Origin of the sequence: Cryobacterium serini, assembly GCF_004404025.1 — a bacterium.
Lineage (GTDB): Bacteria > Actinomycetota > Actinomycetes > Actinomycetales > Microbacteriaceae > Cryobacterium > Cryobacterium serini.
The window spans coordinates 31065-52653 of sequence record NZ_SOHN01000019.1 but is presented as its reverse complement, the minus strand read 5'-3'; the positions used below and the strand labels follow the sequence as shown (position 1 = coordinate 52653).

General features: G+C 64.0%; 13 protein-coding genes. 5 read left to right on the top strand and 8 right to left on the bottom strand.

Going from position 1 to position 21589, the window contains the following annotated elements; genetic code table 11:
- Nucleotides 1-16: 16 nt before the first annotated feature.
- The 4 genes from E3T51_RS15780 (at nucleotide 17) to E3T51_RS15765 (ending at nucleotide 7475) form a co-directional block, all read left to right on the top strand.
- Nucleotides 17-1459 (top strand): anthranilate synthase component I family protein, encoded by a 1443-nt coding sequence (locus tag E3T51_RS15780; RefSeq protein WP_134530695.1) that lies wholly within the window; start codon nucleotides 17-19, stop codon nucleotides 1457-1459.
- Between the two features lie 97 nt (nucleotides 1460-1556).
- Nucleotides 1557-4142 (top strand): leucine--tRNA ligase, encoded by a 2586-nt coding sequence (gene leuS, locus E3T51_RS15775; RefSeq protein WP_420898448.1) that lies wholly within the window; start codon nucleotides 1557-1559, stop codon nucleotides 4140-4142.
- 130 nt (nucleotides 4143-4272) lie between these two features.
- On the top strand, nucleotides 4273-5004 hold the full coding sequence (locus E3T51_RS15770; protein ID WP_134530693.1) for a helix-hairpin-helix domain-containing protein: 732 nt from the start codon (nucleotides 4273-4275) through the stop codon (nucleotides 5002-5004).
- Entirely contained in the window at nucleotides 5001-7475 is a 2475-nt protein-coding gene (locus tag E3T51_RS15765; protein ID WP_134530692.1) for a ComEC/Rec2 family competence protein, read from the top strand. Before E3T51_RS15770 ends, E3T51_RS15765 begins: the two co-directional genes overlap by 4 nt.
- Nucleotides 7476-7532: 57 nt before the next feature.
- Here E3T51_RS15765 and E3T51_RS15760 read toward each other — a convergent pair whose 3' ends face one another.
- Both E3T51_RS15760 and E3T51_RS15755 read right to left on the bottom strand, forming a co-directional pair.
- Complete coding sequence (locus E3T51_RS15760) at nucleotides 7533-8948, bottom strand: ferredoxin reductase (RefSeq protein ID WP_134530691.1); 1416 nt, start codon at nucleotides 8946-8948, stop codon at nucleotides 7533-7535.
- The gene (locus E3T51_RS15755; RefSeq protein ID WP_134530690.1) at nucleotides 8945-10249 is read right to left on the bottom strand and encodes an aromatic ring-hydroxylating oxygenase subunit alpha; all 1305 of its coding nucleotides are present in this window, start codon (nucleotides 10247-10249) and stop codon (nucleotides 8945-8947) included. Before E3T51_RS15755 ends, E3T51_RS15760 begins: the two co-directional genes overlap by 4 nt.
- Before the next feature lie 156 nt (nucleotides 10250-10405).
- On the opposite strand from E3T51_RS15755, the gene E3T51_RS15750 reads away from it, so the two are divergent.
- Nucleotides 10406-11338 (top strand): LysR family transcriptional regulator, encoded by a 933-nt coding sequence (locus tag E3T51_RS15750; RefSeq protein WP_134530689.1) that lies wholly within the window; start codon nucleotides 10406-10408, stop codon nucleotides 11336-11338.
- 145 nt (nucleotides 11339-11483) lie between these two features.
- Here the strand turns inward: E3T51_RS15750 and E3T51_RS15745 are convergent, their stop codons facing one another.
- From E3T51_RS15745 to E3T51_RS15720, 6 genes are all read right to left on the bottom strand, one after another.
- The gene (locus E3T51_RS15745; RefSeq protein ID WP_198417901.1) at nucleotides 11484-12467 is read right to left on the bottom strand and encodes an ABC transporter substrate-binding protein; all 984 of its coding nucleotides are present in this window, start codon (nucleotides 12465-12467) and stop codon (nucleotides 11484-11486) included.
- 58 nt (nucleotides 12468-12525) lie between these two features.
- Nucleotides 12526-14571 carry an ABC transporter permease gene (locus E3T51_RS15740; RefSeq protein WP_198417900.1) on the bottom strand — a complete coding sequence of 682 codons (2046 nt, stop codon included), beginning with the start codon at nucleotides 14569-14571 and terminating at the stop codon, nucleotides 12526-12528.
- On the bottom strand, nucleotides 14571-15605 hold the full coding sequence (locus tag E3T51_RS15735; protein WP_134530688.1) for a quaternary amine ABC transporter ATP-binding protein: 1035 nt from the start codon (nucleotides 15603-15605) through the stop codon (nucleotides 14571-14573). Before E3T51_RS15735 ends, E3T51_RS15740 begins: the two co-directional genes overlap by 1 nt.
- Nucleotides 15606-15607: 2 nt before the next feature.
- Nucleotides 15608-17155 (bottom strand): aldehyde dehydrogenase family protein, encoded by a 1548-nt coding sequence (locus tag E3T51_RS15730; RefSeq protein ID WP_198417899.1) that lies wholly within the window; start codon nucleotides 17153-17155, stop codon nucleotides 15608-15610.
- Nucleotides 17152-18849, bottom strand: a complete 1698-nt coding sequence (betA, locus tag E3T51_RS15725; protein ID WP_134530687.1) for a choline dehydrogenase — start codon at nucleotides 18847-18849, stop codon at nucleotides 17152-17154. Before betA ends, E3T51_RS15730 begins: the two co-directional genes overlap by 4 nt.
- Before the next feature lie 338 nt (nucleotides 18850-19187).
- A complete protein-coding gene (locus tag E3T51_RS15720) occupies nucleotides 19188-21209 on the bottom strand; it encodes a BCCT family transporter (protein WP_420898447.1) in 2022 nt (673 codons plus the stop codon).
- Nucleotides 21210-21589 lie beyond the last annotated feature (380 nt).

The following is a 21589-nucleotide window of genomic DNA, read 5'->3' as shown; positions in this document are numbered from 1 at the left end:
AAGCTAGGCTGTTGTGGTGACTGGCACCGTGCAGAGCAAGCTCCTGGCTGGCTGGTTCGACCCTGCCGTGGTTTTTACGACGCTCTATGCTGCCGACCGGTATTCTTTCTGGCTCGATGCCGGCCCGGGCGTGCGCACCGGCGTCAGCTACCTCGGAGCGGCGTCGCCCCGGTCCCGCTTCGTCACGGCTTCGGTGATGGAGGGAACGGTCACCAGCACATACGTGTATCCCGAGGATGCTCCGCCCCCGGTCAGCACGCACGAGACCGTCTTCGAGTTTCTGCGTCGCGACTTCACCGGCGCGAGCCGACCGGCAAGCGTGCCTTTGCACCGGGACGGGTTTGAGCTCGGTTGGGTTGGCTGGCTCGGCTACGAGCTGGGCGCGAACACCGTGGGTACGCCCACGCACGAGTCGCGGTACCCGGATGCCGCCCTGCTGGAGATAGACCGCATGATCCGGTTTGACCACGGTGACCGTACGGTGACACTGGTGGCCCGCGCGAGTGCATCCGAGACCGAAGCGTCTCTCGCCGACTGGTTCGACCAGGTCATTGCGGCGCTCACGGCGACCGAGACGATGAACCACGTACCACCCGCGCCGACCTGCAATGCCTCCCCGCGGGCATCCGCTGGCCCGAAGTGGCGTCACAGTCCCACCGACTATTCCGCTCTGATCGAGACCTGCCTGGCGGTCATCGGCGACGGCGACGCCTACCAACTGTGTCTGACCAATGAGATTCGGGTGCCGGGCGAGTGGCAGCCGGTCGAGACCTACGGCCGGCTGCGAACCGGCAGCCCGAGCCATCACGGCGGTTTGCTGCGCTTTGGTGACGTGGCGCTGCTGAGCGCGAGCCCTGAGCAGTTTCTGCATGTGGACCGGGATCGACGCATCCGAACCAAACCGATCAAGGGCACCCGCCCACGCTCGAACGACGCGGTCGAAGACGAACGGCTGAAAGTCGAACTTGCGCGCAGCGACAAGGAACGCGCTGAGAACCTGATGATCGTCGATCTCATGCGCAACGATCTGGGTCGCATCGCCCAGCTCGGCACCGTTGCTGTCTCGACTCTGCTCGCCGTGGAAAGCTACCCGCATGTCCACCAGCTGGTCAGTACCATCGAGGCGAAACTGGCACGGGGCGTCACCGTTGTCGACGCCATCGAAGCGTGCTTTCCGGCCGGCTCCATGACGGGTGCCCCGAAACAGAGCGCGATGACCATTCTGCACTCGCTCGAGGGGGGTCCGCGCGGTATCTATTCTGGGGCGTTCGGCTACATCGGAGCGGATGGCGTTGCCGACCTGGCCATCGTCATCCGCAGCATCGTGCTCGATTGCACGGGAGCCAGTATCGGCACCGGTGGCGGAATCACCGCTCTCTCGATCACCGCCGAAGAGATCGAAGAGACCGAAATCAAGGCGGCCGCGCTGCTGGCGAGCCTCGGCATCGCCGCGCCCTAGTAATCTAGAACGCGTACACGTGCGCTTCATCGCGCGTGCGCCCGAGCAAATGCTCCCGCATCGATCATGTATATCCCCTGCAATGAATGAGAGTCACGTGGCACACGAGCACGAAAGCGTACGCATTGACGCGCGCGACGAGAGCGACGAAGAAGTGTATGACTTCGCAGCGATCCAGGCGAAGTGGCAACCCATCTGGGAAGAGCTGGCACCGTTCAAGACGAGCGCCGAGGGTGACACCCGCCCCCGCAAATACGTGCTCGACATGTTCCCTTATCCCTCCGGCGACCTGCACATGGGCCATGCCGAGGTGTACGCGCTCGGCGACGTCGTCGCCCGCTACTGGCGCCACCAGGGCTTCAACGTGCTGCACCCGATCGGCTGGGACTCCTTCGGGCTGCCCGCCGAAAACGCCGCCATCAAGCGGGGCATCGACCCGCGCGGCTGGACCTACGACAACATCGCCCAGCAGAAGAAGAGCATGAAGCTCTACGCGACCAGCTTTGACTGGGACCGCGAACTGCACACGAGCGACCCCGAATATTACAAGTGGACCCAGTGGCTGTTCCTACAGCTGTACAAGAAGGGGCTCGCCTACCGTAAGGACAGCTGGGTCAACTGGGACCCGATCGACCAGACCGTGCTCGCCAACGAGCAGGTACTGCCCGACGGCACGAGCGACCGCAGCGGCGCCGTGGTCGTGAAGAAGAAGCTCACCCAGTGGTACTTCAGGATCACCGACTACGCCGACCGCCTGCTGGATGACTTGAACCAGCTCGAGGGCACCTGGCCGGCCAAGGTGCTCAACATGCAGCGCAACTGGATCGGGCGCTCCATCGGAGCGGATGTCGACTTCGCTATTGAGGGCCGCACGGAGCCCGTTACCGTGTTCACGACTCGTCCAGACACGCTTTTCGGAGCCACCTTCATGGTCGTGGCGCCAGATTCTGACCTTGCCGCCGAACTCGTCGTCGAGGCCACGGTTGACGTGCAGGAGGCGTTCCAGGACTACCTCGTGCAGGTACAACGCAGCACCGAGATCGAGCGTCAGTCCACCGACCGGCCGAAGACGGGCGTGTTCCTCGGTCGCTACGCGATCAACCCGGTCAACGGCGAACGACTGCCCGTCTGGGCCGCCGATTATGTGCTCGCCGACTACGGCACCGGCGCGATCATGGCCGTGCCAGCGCACGACCAGCGCGACCTCGACTTCGCCCGCGCGTTCGACCTGCCCGTGCGGGTCGTCGTCGACACCAACTCCCCGGCCACCGGAATGATCCCGGTGATCACCCAGGGCATGCTCGACGGCACCGAAGAACTGCCAGAACTCGACCCGCTCAGCACCGGCATCGCCCTGGCAGGCGAGGGTCGCCTGATTAATTCGGGCCCCCTCAACGGCCTGAGCAAGATCACCGCCATCAAGCGCATCATCGAGCAACTGGCCGCCGACGGGCTCGGCCGCTCCGCCAAGAACTATCGTCTGCGCGACTGGCTCGTCTCCCGCCAGCGCTACTGGGGCGCACCGATCCCGATCATCCACGGCGCCGACGGCACCGAGATCCCGGTGCCCGAAGACCAACTGCCGGTGTTGCTGCCGCCCGCAGAGGGTCTTGATCTGAAGCCACGGGGAACTTCACCGCTGGGCGGAGCGACCGACTGGGTCAATGTGCCAAACCCGATCGACGGCACTCCGGCGACACGCGACGCCGATACCCTGGACACCTTCGTCGACAGCTCCTGGTACTTTCTGCGGTTCTTGAACCCGAGTGATGACACCAAAGCCTTCGACCCGAAGGAGGCCGAGAAGTGGGCCCCCGTCGACCAGTACGTCGGCGGAGTCGAGCACGCCATCCTGCACCTGCTCTACGCGCGCTTCATCACGAAGTTTCTGTTCGACGAAGGCTATGTGAGCTTCACCGAGCCCTTCACCGCGCTGCTCAACCAGGGAATGGTCATCCTCGACGGTGCCAAGATGAGCAAGAGCCGCGGCAACCTTGTCTACTTCACCGAGGAAATCGAACGCCACGGTGTCGATGCCGTACGCCTCACAATGGCCTTCGCCGGCCCGCCCGAAGATGACATCGACTGGGCTGATGTGTCCCCGGTCGGCTCGGCCAAGTTCCTCGCCCGCGCCTGGCGCGTCGCGCGCGACGTAACCAGCGCGCCCGATGTGGAGTGGAAGACCGGCGACGTCACCCTGCGCCGTGTCACCCACCGGTTCCTCGCGGATGCGCCCGGCCTGGTGGAGTCGTTCAAGTTCAATGTCGTCGTGGCACGCCTGATGGAACTGGTCAACGCCACCCGCAAGGTCATCGACACCGGTGCCGGCCCAGGGGATGCCGCAGTGCGTGAAGCCGCTGAGGCCACCGCCATGGCGCTGAACCTGTTCGCACCCTACGCCGCCGAAGATATGTGGGAGCACCTCGGCTATGAGCCGTGCATTGCTCTCGTGCCGTGGCGTAAGGCCGAGCAGACCCTGCTCGTGCAGGAGTCGGTGACGGCGGTCGTGCAGGTCGACGGAAAAATGCGTACCCTGCTCGAAGTTTCGCCGAAAATCTCCAGCGACGACCTGGAGAAAATGGCGCGGGACGCCGCTGCGGTCATCCGTTCGATCGGTGATCGCGAGATCATTAAGGTAATCGTTCGCGTGCCCAAGCTCGTCTCCTTCGTCACACGACCGTAACGCAGTGAACGCCCCGATCGATCGTGTGTGATCGGTCGGGGCCTTCTCCCCAGCCCTGCTTCCCGCTCGGCTGTGCACAGATCGGTCGACCGGCTGCAAGCGGATGCTCCGCGGGGCCTAGCCTGCCAGCATGCAGCCCGACCGTTCCCCCCTCGATCTGGAGCGCCTCGCTCCCGCAGCCCGCGGTCGGCCCCGCATGCGGGTCGGCGTCGGAGCGGCGGTCGTGCTGCTGCTGCTCGCCCTCGTCGTCGCCGTCATCGTGTCCGCCGTCGGCCAGCAGGCCGGGCAGCGCACGGTCGGGTCCAAAGCGGTATCGATCTCCCCCGGCAGCAGCGCGACATTTGAACCATTCGACGCGGGAGCGGGCGAGGGGGGCGCGCCCGGCGAGGCGACAGCGACAGACGCCGGCGTCATCATCTTTGTGCACGTTCTGGGAGCTGTGGCCCGTCCCGGCCTGTTTCAACTGCACGATGGCGACCGAGTCATGGACGCGATCGCTGCTGCCGGTGGCAGGACAGCGGAGGCCGATCCAGCAGGCGTGAACCTGGCGCGCCTTCTCAGTGACGGCGAGCAGTTCTATGTTCCCCGACAGGGCGAGGTCCCACCGGAGCTCCCCGCAACGGCCGGCGGTTCGGCGGTCGGCGGATCGGGGGGAGCCAACGCGAAAGCGCCCAAGGTGAACCTCAACACGGCAACGGTGGCCGACCTGGACTCTCTGCCTCGGATCGGCCCGACCATGGCCCAGCGAATCCTGGACTATCGCGCGAAGAACGGCCGGTTTACGAGCATCGACGGGCTGCGTGACGTCGCTGGGATCGGCGACAAAACCTTCGAGGCTCTTAAAGACTTCATCACGATATGAGCCTCGATCTTCGGCTTGCGGCGCCGGCACTTGCTGTGTGGCTGACCGCCGGCCTGCTGATCGGCGCGCCCGACGGGGCCGTCGCCGTCGCTGTGACGCTGTGGCTGGTGGCGGGTGGCTGTATCGGCATACTGGTGATCAGCAAAATGCCACGGCGCATCGAGTGGCCGACAGCGCCGAGGTACACGCGCTGGCAGACAGCGAGCGCCAGCGTGGTGCTCTGCTGCGCCGGCGCAGCGCTCGTGGCCACCGCCGTCGGCGTGTGGTCGCCGGTTCGGCTGCCGCCGGAGGTGCGCGACGCGGCCGGGTCGCACGCGCCGGTCACCGCCACACTCACTATCTGGTCGGTTCCGGTTGCGGCCAAGGCCTTCATCGGCAGCGGAACGTCGGGACGGGTGCGGTACAAGGCCACCCTGACCCAGATCGAGAGCCGCGACACAACGGCGCACGTGTCGAGCCCGGTCGTGGTGTTCGCCGAAGCCGCCAGGGGCGGAACCGAACCTGAGATCGGGTCAATCCTCGAAGTGCGCGGCACGCTGCGCATGACTGAGCCCGGTGATGCCACAGTCGCCCTGTTATTCACCACCGAAACAGCGCGTCGTGTCGCGGCGCCCCCGTGGTGGTTGCAGTGGGCCAACGAGCTGCGAGGCGGGTTCAGGGCGGCCGCGACGAGCCTCGCTGGCGACGGGGGAGACCTGCTGCCAGGCCTGGCCATTGGCGATACGAGCGCTGTCAGCCCCACCCTTGATGCTGCAATGAAGACCAGCTCACTCAGTCACCTCACGGCGGTGTCCGGCGCCAATTGCGCGATCGTCATAGCCGCGATCATGTTGCTCGGCGGCTATCTCAGGATGCGCCGCTCCTGGCGCATCGTGCTCTCGGTCCTGACATTGCTCGGCTTTACTGTTTTGGTCACACCGGAGCCGAGCGTGCTGCGCTCGGCAGTCATGGCCACGCTGACCCTCGCCTCGATCGGGGCCGGACGACCGGGACGGGGCGTGCCAACCCTGCTGTTCGTTGTGATCGGCCTGCTGGTGAGCGATCCGTGGCTGGCTCGCAATTATGGGTTTGCGCTCTCGGTACTCGCCACTGCCGGACTACTCGTGATCGCCGGTCCGCTGAGCCGGGTGCTCGGTCAGTGGATGCCGTCAGCCCTCGCCGCCATCATCGCCATTCCGCTCGCGGCCCAGCTGGCGTGCCAGCCGGTACTGATTCTGCTGAGTCCCAGCCTGCCGCTCTATGGCGTTCCGGCAAATATTCTGGCTGGCCCGGCCGCGCCCGTGGCGACAGTGGTCGGGCTGGTCGCGTGCCTGGCCTTGCCGGTGCTGCCCGGGGTGGCGTCCGGGCTGCTCGCACTGGCGTGGATTCCCTCGGCCTGGATTGCCGCCGTCGCGCAAGCGGTTTCGACCCTGCCGGGTAACCGGCTGCCCTGGCCGGGCGGCGCGTGGGGGGTGCTGCTGCTCGCCGTCGGGACCGTGCTCACCCTCGTCGTCGCGCTGCGCGGTCCGGGCGCCCGACCTGCGCGTTGGCCGGCGGCAGTGTTTGCCGTGCTTTTGGTCGGGCTGGGCGGCTATGCCGGGTCGCTGATTGGCGCCGGAATCGGCCGGGTGGTTTCCTTTCCACCGAACTGGCAGGTCGCGGCGTGTGACATTGGCCAGGGCGACGCCGTGGTCGTGCGTGACGGCGACGCCTATGGTCTCGTTGACGTTGGACCAGACCCCAAGCTGCTCAGTACCTGCCTTACTACCCTGGGCATAACTCGCATCAATCTGCTCGTTCTCACCCACTACGACCTCGACCATATCGGCGGGGTCGATGCCGTCATCGGCCGGGTCGACACTGCCCTCGTCGGCGTGCCCGAGAACGCCCAGGATGAGAGCCTGCACGCGCGCCTCACCACGGGCGGGGCTACCGTGCGGCAGGCCGCGCGTGGCGATTCCGGCACCCTGGGCGGCCTGCACTGGAACATCCTCTGGCCTGTTCGTGGAGCGACGACCATGCAGGTCGGCAACCCGGGAAGTATCACCATCACTTTCGACGGGCGGGGCATCCGTTCTATCTTTCTCGGCGACCTGGGGCAAGAGGCACAGGATGCCCTGCGACGCGTGTCACCGCCGGGGCGGGTCGACGTCGTGAAGGTGGCCCATCACGGTTCGGCCGACCAGAGCCCGGAGTTGTACGCGGAACTTCGTGCTCGTGTCGGATTGATCTCGGTCGGACTGAAAAACACCTACGGTCACCCCACCGACAAGCTGCTCAATATTCTCGCGTCGGTCGGCACTCTGTCAGTGTGCACCGATCGGGAGGGGATGTCGGTCGTGGCGCCGGGAGCCGACGGCACTCTCGTGCTCTGGACGGAGAAGGTCGCCGCCCGAGGTCCGCCAGGGCCACCGACCGGAACGCCGGCCGCGTTGAGGATGGGTTTTAGCGCGCCTGGTTTTGGTCACTGGTGGCCGTCAGCGTCCGGCTGACGCCGTCCGCAAAGACGAACGACGCAGCGTGCAATCTTGACGGATCACGCCGGGCGGTTAGGCATCGATCACCAAATCGGTGCGAGCGGTGGAGCAGCACGGCAGAAACTTGCCTGCATCGATTTCCCGTGCCCGGATCCCGCCCTGGTGGTTCATCTCGACTTCGCCGGAAAGCTTGACGACCTTGCAGGAGCCGCACATGCCCTCCTTGCAGTTCGCGCCGAGCCTGACACCCGCACGCTGGGCCACCCCGAGGATGTATTCGGCGGGGTCGATGCGCACGTTAATGCCGGTGCGCATAAAGGATAGGGTCAGAGTCCCCGTTCCGACCGTGTCGAAGGACGAGGCATCGGGGGACCCGGCCTCCGGCCCCACGTGCAAACTGCCAGCGAAGGCTTCGAAACACGGCGCATCCGGGTCGACGGTTTGCAACGGCAGTCCTGTGGCCTTCAAGGCTCCCTCGGCGTCGTAGCCGGGCTCATATAGTCCGAACGCTGTGGGCTGGCTTTCGTAGTAGTTTTCGACGGAATCGGCAATGTCCTCGGCGATGCCCTCCGCAATGTCGACTGCAAGCGCGACCTCCGCCTGATATTCAAGGATCGTCTGGCGGTCTCCCGTGAAGAATTCCGTGTGAATAGAGGTGTCGTCGACGCCGACCTCCTCGAGGATCTCGATGGCTGCGTTCAGGTAGCCCTCGGGGCCGCAGGCGTAAACTTGACGGCCGTTGGCATCGGGGGCCACCTCGTCGAGCATGGCCGCTGTCAGCCTTCTGGTCAGGCCTTCCCACCCTTCGGGTTTGCTGCGGTCGCCCAGGGAGAAGAAGACCTTGATGCGCGAGTCGACGGAGGCGATATAGACCAATTCCTGGTGGAAGGCGAAGCCTCCGGCCGCTGTTCCGTGGTACAGCACCACGACATCGGCCTGTCCGGGCAGGGAATGGATGGTTCGCACCATCGACATGATGGGGGTGATGCCGGCGCCGGCTGCCAGCAAGAGGTATCGTGCCCGCCGGTCGACGTCGGGCAGGTGGAATGCCCCGACCGGTCCGAGCATCTCGAGAACGGTGCCGGGTTTAACGTTCGCATGCACCCACGGCGAGACCTGTCCCGTTGGATCGTATTTGACCGTTATGTTGAACGTCCACGGCCTGGTGGGCGAACTGGACAGCGAGTAGCTTCGGTCCATCGGGTCCTGGTCCTCGCCGTTCACAGGAAAGGCGACATTCAGGTACTGGCCCGGACGGAACGCCAGGGGCGCACCGTCGGAGCGACGGAACACGAAAGTCATCATGCCACCCACCTCGGGAATGGTCTCGACACATTCGGCCATGAACTCCTGCGGATTCCAGGGCCCCAACGCGCGGGCAGCGCTGGCGGGTCCGTCGGTGCTGCCCATCACCCTGTTCCACGGCATCTCGAGACCTCGAATGCGCTGTGGTTCCTGGATCGTCCTGACAGTGTCGAGCTCAATCATGCCAAGTGTTCCTGCACACGCTGCACATACCAGTTGATGAAGGCCTCGACCTGGTATTCGCTCTTCATGTACGGGCCGGGCTCGTAGGCGGGGCTGCTGGCGCCGTTCTGGCACAGCTCCACGAACGCCTTGTCCTGCAGATTGGTCTGCTTCCAGGTGTGGGTGAGCTTGTTCAAGTCGTAGTCGACGCCTTCCACAGCGTCGTCAGCCACTAGCCAGGTGGTGCGTACCAGTGTCTGGTGCTCGTTGATGGGGAAGACGGCGAACGTGATGACGTGGTCCCCGAGGAAGTGGAACCAGCTGTTGGGTTGCAGGTGCATCGAGCAGCGGCCGAGGCGGAAGTCCCGCAGGTCGCCGAGCAGCTTCTTGGAGAGCCTGTGCCCGTCGGGCGAGAACGATTCGCCATCACCGTCGAGCGAGTCTCGTGAGATGCGGATTCCTGCCACGCGGGTGTCGAGCTCCTCGACGACCTGATAGGGAAGGCCGTAGCGACGGCAACGGTCCTCGAGCGCGGACTGTGCTCCTTTGTTGCGGTCCCACACCTCCTCCAGATGCATTGGGATCAGGCCCTCCGTCAGGCCCCAGGTAGGAAAAAGGGAGCAGGCGAGTTCCGGGTGGCCGTCGCAGTGATAGCACTCCCGGTTGTTCTCCATGACGAGCTTCCAGTTGCCGTCCTCGATGATGTTCTGCTGGTAGGCGATTTTCGTCTTCGACAGATCGTGGGGTGCGAGGTAGGGCTCGAAAATCTTTCCGGTTTCGTCGAAATCCGTCGGCGGTTCGTCCGCCATGCAGACGAAGATGAGTCCGGCGAACACGCGGCTGTGGGCGCGCTTGAGGCCGAAGCAGCTCTTATCGAACTTGGTTTCACCCGGTGCAGAGGCATGGATCAAATCGCCGCTGGGCGAGTAGGTCCAGGAGTGATACCCGCACACCAGATTGCCCGTGGTCCCCGCGGGTGCGGTCAGGACGCGGGCGCCCCGATGGCGGCACACGTTGTGCAGCACGTTCACACCTCCGTCGTCGTTGCGCAGCACGATCAGGGAGTAGGGCCCGTAGTCGACAGTGACGTAGTCGCCCGGCTCCGGGAGCTCGGCGATGCTGGCGGCAAAGATCCAGTGCTGGCCAAAAATGGCCCTCATATCGATGTTGAAAATCGTCGGATCAGTGTAAAAGGGTGCATCGAGGGAATAGCCCACGCGCCGAAGATCAAACAGCTCGCTGATTTCCGCCACCTGCTCGGCAGGCAATGATGAAGCGAGGTTTCCGCGTGATTTGAGGGGCATGTTTACTTGAGCAGACATGTGTTTCCTCCTGGGAGGGGCTAAGTGGTGGTTCGTTGGCACCACAGAATCGGTGGGGCAACCGGTGTTGTCGAAAACGGTGTAGCCATGAGATTAGGGAGGAACGATCTGCAAGAAAAGCGCAAGATTTTGGAGATAACAGTGCACAATGAGTGCATGATTGATGCACGGCTTATAACACTTCGGGTATTTGCCCGGTGCGGCACTGTTGGGGCAACCGCGGAGCTCACGGGGTATTCGCCCTCCGCCGTCTCCGCGCAATTGCGGGAGCTCCAGCGTGTACTTGGAATGCAGCTGCTAACGAAGGATGGCCGAGGGGTGCGTCTGACCGCCACGGGCCGCTATCTCGTTGCGGGCTCGGACGCGCTTATTGCGGAATGGGAGAGCCTGCGCGCCGCGGCCATGGAGGCCGGCGATCAGGTGCAGTCTCGTTTTGGGCTCGGCGGATTCTCGACGGGGGCTGCGCAGTTGCTCGCGCCGCTGGCCGCCACCCTGCGCTCGACACGGCCCCTGCTGGAGGTGCAGGTACTCGAGGCCAATCCGGCCCGCTGCTTCGACCTGTTGGTTGCCGAGCGGATCGACCTCGCGGTCATCGTTGCCATGCAGTCCGACAGCTATGGTGAGGACGATTCGCGCTTCGAGCAGACCGTTCTGCTCGACGATCCCCTTGATGTGATCATTCCCTCCGACCATGCATTGGCATCGCGGGAAACGGTGACGCTCGAAGAGCTGGCGTCAGAACCCTGGATCACGGAGGCTGCCGGTTCCACGTACCATGCCCTATTCACCGCAGCGTTTGCGGAAGTCGGGGTGATACCGCGGATTGCCCATGAGGCCGTGGAATGGGAAACCCAGATTGCCTTCGTTGGTGCGGGGCTGGGCGTGGGGCTGCTGCCGCGACTGGCACCCCTGCACAGTGCCGAAAACGTGGTGCGACTGCGCATTGTCGGCAAGGGGAAACCCGCGCGCCGCATTGTCGCTGCGGTGCGCAAGGGCAGCATCGCATCGCCCCTGATTCAGGAGTCGCTCGGCATCCTGCAGGTCCGCGCCAATCGGATCCTCACCGCCCGACCCGAAGACGATCTCTGAGACCGGCTGGCCACGATACGTTGCCGACCGGCCAGCAGGTCAGTCCGGCCCGAACCAGGAATTGCAAACAGGTCACCCACCCACGGATCTCCGGTGGGTGGGTGACCCGGGAGGACTACTCGTCACATGATCTGGACGGTCTGGCCTAGGTAAGCCAGGCGTTCACAACGTCCTGATGGGCGTCCACCCATTTCTTGGCCGCGGCCTCGGGCGTCATGCCGCCCTGGATGTCCGTAGCAACCGCATTCTGGTCCTCATTGGTCCATTTGAATGATTTCGCGAGCTTGGCTGCGGGCGATCCGCTGTCCGCGAACTTCTTCGAAATAACCTTGTTCAGCTTGTATTCGGGGTAGTCACAGGCTACTTCTTCCGCGTTCGTGTCGCAGCCCTCGGTCCACGCCGGCAGGTTGACCTTTTTAAGGGAAACCTCGGACAGGAACCACTGCGGCTCGTAGAAATAGCCCAAAATCGGCGTCTTGTTCTGCTCCGCTGTACGGAATGACTGGATCAGGGCGGCCTCCGAACCGGAGAACACCACCTTGTAGTCCAGATTGAGGTTCTTCACCAGGGCCTCGTCATTGGTGACGAAGGCGGGATCACCGTCTAGTAGCTGCCCTTTGCCTCCGGATTCCGACGTGGCCAGCATCGAGGCGTACTTGTTCAGGTTCTTCCCATCCGTGATATCCGGGTACTTTTCCGCCATCCATGGCACCACGTACCAGCCGATGTGGCCCACGTTGCCGGTGGCGCCGGCGTCGACAGCCACTTTCTGATCCGTGATGTACTGCTTGACCAGATCTTCATGGCCCCAGTTTTCCATCACGACGTCCACCTCGCCGGAGGCAAAGCCCTGCCATGAAATCTGCTCGTTCAGGTCCTTCTGCACCACGGTGCAGCCCAGCTTGTTCTCGGCCACGTAGCTGTACACGGCGGCATTGGCCGTATACCCCACCCAGGCGTTCATCGCGACGTTGACACTTCCGCAGGGTACCGCGCCGGCGGCAGCCGGGGCAGCCGCCGGCTGGTTGACGGAGGCACCGCCGCAGCCTGCGAGCAGCATGACCGCGGCAGCGGCTCCAGCCACTGCCGGAATAGTTCGATTCAACAGCAATCTAGCCTTTTTCATCATGTGGTCTCCTTATCGGGGGGGGGGGGATGCGGGGTCCGGGCGCAGGGCGATTGTGCGGTTAAGTTGTCGAGGTTTGTAGCGAAGGGATTTTTCGAGCCGGGGTGGCGGCGGCAGCCTGGGTCATCCTGTCCAGCAGGATGCCGAGGAAGACGATGGCAAGGCCTGCAGCGAGGCCCTTGCCGAAGAGCGCGCTTTGGACGAAGCCAGCGACGACGTCGTACCCGAGGCCGCCTGCGCCCACGAGTGCGCCCACCACAACCATGGCCAGGACGTAGATCAGGCCCTGGTTCGCGGCGAGAGCCAGGGTCTGCCTAGCCATCGGAAGCTGGACCTTGGTGATGACCTGCCAGGGGGTGGAGCCGCTGGCGACGGCGGCTTCGACAACGGTGGGGGAGATCGCCGCGATGCCGTCGGCCGTGATCTTGATGGCCACGGGGGCGGCGTAGATGATTCCGGCGATGATCGCTGTAAAACGGGTGGCACCAAAAAGGCCCAGGAACGGGACCAGGTACACAAAGGCGGGCATGGTCTGGCCCGCGTCCAGCATGGGCCGCATGATCTGGTCCACCCGAGCGGACCGTCCCATTGCGACGCCGAAGACTATACCCAGGACCATGACCACCATGGTGGCGACGAGCGTTCCGGCCAGGGTGACCATGGAGTCGCTCCAGAGGCCGAGGTAGATAATCACGCCCAGGCAGGCAAAGGCCAGGGCCGAGAGCTTCCAGCCGCCCAGGGCGTACGCAGTGATGGCAATGACGGCAACAAGGATGTAGGCGGGGGTCTCGGTGAGCAGTGACTGAAAGGGGTTGAGGATCCCGGTCGTGACGACTTCCCGGAAGGAGACGGTAAAGAAAGACAGGTTGTCCTGCATCCACTGGCTGGCCGAGCCCACCGCCTGGACCATCGCCGGGCCGACGTTGAGGTTGGTCGGAAATGCGGCGGCCCACAGCATGGTCCGGGAGAACTGCACCATCACCAGGGCCAGCACCAGGGTGATGCCCAGGACGACGTATCTGGTCCGGCGGGAGACCCTGCGGTTGCGGGCCGCCCCCGGTTCCGCGCGGCGGCTTGCGGCGGTGGTTACCCGGTCCAGCACGATCGCCAGCAGGACAATGGACAGCCCAGCGTTGACGGCCGTGCCGACGTCCAGCGACTGAAGCGCCCGGACCACCACCTGGCCGAGCCCGGGCGCTGCGATCAGGGCGGCGATGGTGACCATGGACAGGGCAGCCATGGTGCTCTGGTTTATACCCATGACGATGGTGCGGCGGGCCATGGGGAGCTGCAGGGTGACGAGCCGCTGCAGACCAGTTGTGCCCAGCGAGTCGGAGGCTTCGCGGGTGTTCTCGGGGATACCGCGGATGCCGTGCGCTGTCAGGCGTATCACGGGCGGAGCCGCGTAGATCACTGTGGCGATGACGGCCGATGCCGGGCCGATAAGGAAGATCAGGGCAAGGGGGGCCAGGTATACGAATGTTGGGAGCGTTTGCATAAAGTCCAGCACCGGCGTGATCACCCTGGCGACGCGGCCGTAGACGCCGGCCAGGACACCGATCGGGATACCGACCAGAAGGGTCAGCAGTACAGCGGTGAGGACCAGGGCGAATGTGTAGGTGGCCTCGAGGAACAGGCCCTGGAAGCCAAAAAACATAAAGACGGCCACCGTCAACAGCGCGACCCGGGCGTTTCCGATCGCCAGGGCGATCCACCCCAACAGGCCTACCGTGCCGAGCCAGCCGATCTCCGGCAGTCGAAGGCCCGTGGAACTGGCCGCAAAGGTGGTGATGAACAGGTTGGCTACGGCGTCGACGCCGGCACGCAGGGGAGTGAAGACGTACAGGAAGAGGGGGTTGTCTGCGCGGTTGGCCGCCACCCAGGCGTTGAACTGGTTCAGGGAACGGTGCAGGTCCGTCAGCTCCGAAGCAGGCAGCGTCAGGGTGGAGGTTCCATGCAGGATAACGAATCCCAGGATCCATATGACGGCAGCGCTTGCCAACAGGATGGTGCGCAGGCTGGGCCTGCGGCGCGGTTGGCGGGAGGAAGAAGGGGACGGTGCGGGTTCGGGCAGCGCCGTGGCGCGATCCCGGACGAGGATGGACACTAGGCCGCTGCTTCCGTGCGCTGCAGCACCGACAGGATACTGTCACGGTCGATCTGCCCGGTAATCCGGCCGGCGTTCTCCACCAGGACGGGGCAGGAAGACTGCATAACGGCCGAGATGGCATCGCGGATGATCATCCGTGAACTGAGAACGGGCGCGTCAGCCGGTGTTCCGGCCGCCACGGGCCCGGTGATCCACTTCAGGGTCAGGACGTCCGCGCGGGGGACTTCGGACACGAAGTCCTCAATATATTTGTCCGCGGGGGAACCCACCAGTTCATCTCCCGTGCCGCACTGGACCGTCTCTCCGTTTCGCATGATCAGGATGCGGTCGCCGAGCTTGAGCGCCTCGGAGAGGTCGTGGGTCACGAACACCATGGTCTTGCCCATTTCTTTGTGCAGCCGGATGACTTCGGCCTGCATGTCGCGGCGAATGAGCGGATCCAGGGCTGAGAAGGGCTCGTCGAAGAGGATGGTGTCCGGATCCCCGGCGAGGGCCCGGCCCAGGCCCACGCGCTGCTGCATCCCGCCGGACAGCTGGTCCGGGTAGTGCTGTTCGTAGCCCTTGAGGCCCACGAGCTCGATGATCTCCCTGGCCCGGGCGTAGCGTTCGTTTTTGTCCACCCCGCGGATCTGCAGGCCGTAGGAGACGTTATCGAGCGCGGTGCGGTGGGGGAGGAGGCCAAAGTGCTGGAACACCATGGACATCTTTCGCCGTCGCAGTTCGCGAAGCTCGGCTTTGCCTGCCTGGAGGACGTCCTTGCCGTCCACTAGAACCTGCCCGGAGGTGGGTTCGATCAGCCGGGTCAGGCATCGAATCAGGGTGGACTTGCCGGATCCGGAAAGACCCATGACCACGAAGACCTCGCCTTTGGCGACGTCGAAACTCAGGTCGCGGACGGCAGTCACGCAGCCGGTGCGTTCCAGCAGTTCCGCTGAGCTGAGCACCGAGAGCTCAGGGTTGTCGGGGACCTTGTCGCCCCCCGGTCCGAAGACCTTCCAAAGGTTTCGCACTGAGATGTCAGGACTGTTCATTGTTAAACTCCTGCCTGTGGAGGTGTGAACCAGTGACTGGGCTTGGGGTTGATGTTTTGCCAGATATGTTTGGTTTCGCGATACTCCGCGAGACCCTGGTGCCCAAGTTCGCGGCCGTTTCCGGACTTGCCGAACCCGCCCCACTCTGCTTGGGGAACGTAGGGGTGGTAGTCGTTGATCCACACCGTTCCGTGCCGGAGGGATCCGGCAACGCGCTGGGCGCGGGAACCGTCATTCGTCCAGACGGCGCCAGCCAGCCCGTAGGCCGTATCGTTAGCCAGCATGATGGCTTCCTGCTCAGTGTTGAAGGTCTCCACGGTCAGGACCGGTCCGAACGACTCCTCCTGGACGGCGTTCATGGACGTGTGGCAGCCATCCAGGATGGTGGGCGGGTAGTAGCTGCCGATTGCCAGCGCGCCGGTGTTCGGGATGTATCCCCCGCAAAGCAGTGTGGCTCCTTCCGCGATGCCGGCCTGGACAAAGGTGTGGATCTTGTCACGGTGCGCGGCCGAAATCAGCGGGCCGGTCTCCGCGCGCTCGTCGAAGGGACCGCCGAGCCGGATGGCCTGGGCGCGCTGCACCAATTCGGCCACGAACTCGTCGTGGATTGATTCCTCAATGATGAGCCTCGTGCCGGCCGAGCACACCTGCCCGGAATGCAGGAACACCGCAGTAAGGGCATTGTCTAAAGCCGACTCGCGATCGGCGTCAGCGAAGACGATGTTCGGATTCTTCCCGCCCAGTTCCAGGGCGACCCGCTTGACGGTGTCGGCCGCGGCCTTCATGACCCTGATCCCGGTGGCCAGGCCACCGGTGAAGGAGACCAGGTCAACGTCGGGGCTTTCGCTCAGGACGGCGCCGACCTCGGAGCCCGTGCCGGTGACGAGATTTGCGACGCCGGGTGGCAACCCGGCCTCCCGGAGCGTTTCCATCAGCAGGATGGACGTGGAGGGGGTTAATTCGCTGGGTTTCAGGACAAAGGTATTGCCGGCCAGCAGGGCCGGGGCCACCTTCCACGAAGCTTGCAGGAGGGGGTAGTTCCACGGCGTGATGAGCCCGCAAACCCCTATCGGTGCGTGCACCACGCGGCTGATGCTTTCGGGATTTCCGGTGTCGATCACACGGCCGGCATCGGTCCCGGCGATGCCGCCGTAGTACCGGAAGCAGGCAGCAATATCGTCGATGTCGTATTCCGCTTCGACGTAGCGCTTGCCCGTGTCGAGGGCCTCGGCCCGGGCATACAGAGCCTTGTCGCGCTCCAGCAATTCCGCGGCGCGAAGCAGGACCTGGCCGCGATCCTTCTCGCTGGTTCCCGGCCACGCGCCGCTGTCGAACGCGCGGCGGGCGCTGGCAACGGCTTCCCCGGCGTCGGCGGCCGTGCATTCGGCAACCTCGGCGACCTGTTGACCGTCCGCCGGGCAGTAGATGACCCGGGTGTACCCGGCGGCCGTTTCCGTCCACTGGCCGTCCGCGAACAGCCCCGGCACCGGTGCGGCTTCGGGGCCCGTCACGCCGGTCCCGGTCAGCTGAACACCCTGAGGGCGGCTCATGCGAGGCCCACACTGGGCGCGGCCTCGGGAGTAACTGCAGGTGCGTGCCGGTAGAAGTCGGCGTGCTGGGGCGCGAGTGGCGTCCGGTCCAGAATGAGGTCCGCGGCCTTTTCGGCGAGCATCATGACCGGTGCATAGATGTTGCCGTTGGTCACATAGGGCATCGCGGAGGCGTCGGCCACGCGGAGCCCCGAGGTCCCGTGGACCTTCATGGTGAGCGGGTCCACCACGGCCAGGGGGTCAGAGGCAGGGCCCATCTTGGCGGTGCAGGAGGGGTGCAGCGCCGTTTCGGCGTCCCGAGCCACCCAGTCCAGGATTTCCTCGTCCGTCTCGACGGACGGGCCGGGCGAGAGTTCGCCGCCGCTGTATGGGGCCAGGGCCGGTTGGCCGAGAATGTCGCGGGTAACCCGGATGGCTTCAACCCATTCGCGCCGGTCCTGTTCCGTGGACAGGTAGTTGAACTTCAAGGACGGATGCTTGGCCGGGTCCGTAGAGGTGATCTTCAAACTTCCCCTGGTGTCGGAGTACATGGGGCCGACGTGGACCTGATAGCCGTGCTTGGCATCGGCCTTCTGGCCGTCGTAGCGGACAGCCACCGGCAGGAAGTGAAACATCAGGTTGGGGTAGGCGACGTCATCGTTGGAGCGGACGAATCCGCCCCCTTCGAAATGGTTGGTAGCAGCCGGGCCCTTGCGGCCAAGCAGCCATTGGAGTCCGATCAAGGGGTAGCGCCAGAGGCTGAGGCTCGGCTGCATGGACACGGGCTGCGTGCAGGAGTGCTGGACGTAAACCTCGAGGTGGTCCTGCAGGTTTTCGCCGACACCGGGCAGGTCCACGACAGGCGTGATCCCCAGCGACGACAGGTGGGTCGAATCACCGATGCCGGACAGCTGCAGCAACTGGGGCGTGTTGATGGCCCCGCCGCTCAGGACTACCTCCTTGGCAGTGACGGCGTGCAGCCTTCCGTTCCGGCGGTAGCTGACCCCCGTTGCCGTTGTGCCGTCGAAGTTGACCCTGGTCACCAGCGCCCGGGTGCGGACCGTCAGGTTCCGCCGGCCCTTGTTGGGGCGAAGGTAGGCACGGGAGGCCGAAAGCCGCTGGCCCTTGTGGACGTTGCGGTCGAACGGGCCGAAGCCTTCCTGCCTGTAGCCGTTGACGTCATCGGTGCGTTTGTGGCCCGCTTCCTCGGCGGCGCGGAAGAAAGCCTGGAACAGGGGATTGCGTGCGGGCCCACGCTCCAGGACCAGCGGTCCGTCATGGCCGCGCAGGTCATCGTCCGGAGCTGCGGCCAGCGTGGTTTCCATGCGTTTGAAGTAGGGCAGGCAGTGCGCGAAGTCCCAGGTTTCCATACCGGCGTCCGCTCCCCAGCGTTCGTAGTCCAGGGGGTTGCCGCGCTGGAAGATCATCCCGTTGATTGAGCTGGAGCCGCCCAGCACTTTGCCGCGGGCGTGGGCGATCCTCCGACCGTGCATGCGCGGTTCGGGGTCGGATTCGTACTGCCAGTCGTAGAACCTGTTGCCGCTAGGGAAGGTGAGGGCCGCCGGCATCTGGATGAAAAGGTCCCACGGGTAGTCGCTACGGCCCGCTTCAAGGACCAGTACCGTGTGCTTTCCGTCGGCGCTCAGCCTGTCAGCGAGAACCGATCCGGCGCTTCCGCCGCCGACTATCACGTAATCGAAGCTCTCGTTCGTCATAAGGTACATCTCCTTGGGCGTGATGGGGGAGTTATTTTGAAGTGCCAGTCAGCGGGGACCGAGGTCACTGTCAACATAGGAGCCGGGGCGGTTTCCGTTGTCGTGCTGGCAATTGCAGCCCCCATCCAGCTGCAGCCGAACAGTGACTGGATTTCTGCACTCCGAGTGGATATCGACGGATGCCTTCCCTTCGCTGCTAACCCGTAGAGTCTGGTCTTGGTCGCGGTACTGGGACATGTAGATAACCTTTGCTGTGCGTTGGAGGTGGGTATGCCGAGGCGGCACGGGCCGAGACAAACCGCGTGCCGCCGAGGTGGGCTGGTATTTAAGGTGCGCAGCTATTTACCGTCCGAGGCCGAATGCCTGGGCTCGATGGTTCGGACGCTCCCCGTGGGAGTCCCTCCCTGACAATTCACGTCGGAGCAGTTATCGGCGCAGTCGTGCTTTGTCACGAGGTCGAACTGCACGCCGCCGTGTTGTTCCACGCCAGTGCGCATGGCCCGCTCCACTACGGATGTGGCCAGACGACGCCGCAAGAAGAGGGGATCGCGACGCAGGTCCTTGATGAGGGCAAAGCAGAGCAACATCATGACGATGACAAACGGCAGCGCTGCCACGATGGTGATTCGTTGGAGGCCAGCCAGGGCTTCCGATGGTTCATCGCCGCCGGCCAACAACATGACCGCCGCCACGGCGCCGGTGAGGCAGCCCCAGAAAATGACCACTCCGCGACGAGGATGCTCGGCGCCATTGGAGCTGAGCGATCCCATCACGATTGAGGCAGCGTCGGCGCCAGTGATAAAGAAAATAGCGACCAGCACCATGGCCAGCACGATAACGGCAGTGGTAGCCCAGTCAGGCATGCTCAGGTTCTTGATCAGGTCAAAGAGGGCCCCGTCGAAGTTGACGGTCGGTGTCCCGTCGACCATGGTGACCAAGCCAGGGGTATTGGCCTTGTCGGCTTCCTGCTGCACTTGGAAGGCGGTGCCTCCGAAGACAGAAAACCAGATCACGCTGACGACGCTCGGTACGAGCAATACACCGGTGACGAACTGACGGATAGTGCGACCGCGGCTGATGCGGGCAATGAAGAGGCCTACGAAGGGGGTCCAGGAGATCCACCAGGCCCAGTAGAAGATAGTCCAGCTGCTCATCCAGCTACGCAGCGACTCATCGCCGACCGCTTCCGTCCGGGACGACATCTCGGCCAGGTCGCGGGCATAGTCGCCGACCGCGGAGGGGATCAAGTTGACGATGAAAAGGGTGGGGCCGGCGACAAAGACGATCAGTGCGAGTAGGACGGCCAGCACCATGTTGATGTTGGAGAGCCACTTGATGCCGCGGCTGATGCCAGAGACGGCCGAAGCGACGAAGCATAAGGTCAGGACGGCGACGATCGCTACGAGCACGGGGGCGCCGATGTCGCCGAACCAACCGTTGGAGGTCAGCCCGCTGCCAATCTGCAGGGCGCCCAGGCCCAGCGATGCAGCGGTACCAAACAAGGTGGCGAAAATGGCCAGGATGTTGATGAACTTTCCGACCGGCCCTTCGACCGTCCTGACGCCGAAGAGCGACGTGAAGGCGACAGAGATCAGTTGCCTGCGACCCAAGCGGTAGGTTCCGTATGCCATTGCAATGCCGACAACTGCATACATGGCCCAGGGGTGCAGGGTCCAGTGGAAGAGCGAGGTGGCCATTGCAGTCTGGATGGCTTCGGGGGTCTGTCCGTCTACGGTGCCGGGCGGGGGAGAAATGTAGTGGTACAGCGGTTCGGCCACGCCGTAGAACATCAGCCCGATGCCCATGCCGGCGGCAAACATCATCGCGATCCAGGAAACAGTACGGAATTCGGGTTTTTCACCGTCCTTGCCCAACGGGATGTTGCCAAACTTGCCCAGGGCCAGCCACAACACGAAGATCACGAAAAGCGATGCCAGGAGCATGAAGAGCCATCCGGTGTACTCCATGACCCAGTTGAGGGCACCCGTGGAAGTGGTGGACAGACTGTCGCGTCCCACGAAGCCCCAGATAACAAAGGCAATGGCGATGGCGCCTGTGATCCCGAACGTGATCTTGTCGAGACTGAGTTTATGGTTGCGGCGATCCGCAACCGCCTGCTCGGCCTTGGCATGACGCAGGTCTTCGAGGATTTGCTCGTACTCGACGTCCGGCAAGGGGGGTGCACCTCCTTCCTCCAGATCGAGGACAGCGGGGTTTCCGGCTACTTCACCGGGGGCACTGACGACTGCGTCAGTCTTCTCCCCACTTCTAGGTTCTTCGTTGCCCGGAGCCGCTGCGACACCGTTGTCAGCAGGCACCTCCTCGGGTGTATGCGATTTTAGGTCACTATTAAAAGCCATGAGTGGGTCCTTTGATAGGTGAGGCATGGGCCTTGCGATTAAACATGGCCCGCGGGAATCAAACCGGGCGGAAGGTCGAGGGCCTCACCCGATTTGTGATCATGATTCGGAGGTTAATGTTCAGGGGACTAAGTTCGCGCCGAGTGGGTTAGGACGGGATCGTTCCGCATGACTCCATGGAAATCGTGAGTAAAACTGATATCCCGAAATGTCAAGTAAAGATATATTAGCGGTATCGTATTGCAGGACCAGGTATGTGTCCAGAGATTTCTTAGCAGCCATGAAACAGGCTGTGCGTTAGTCCTTCGTCGGCAGACGGAGCTCGCCGCGGCAGGCCGAAGTGATGGTCGCGACCCAGGGCTGGCAATCACTAGGCATAG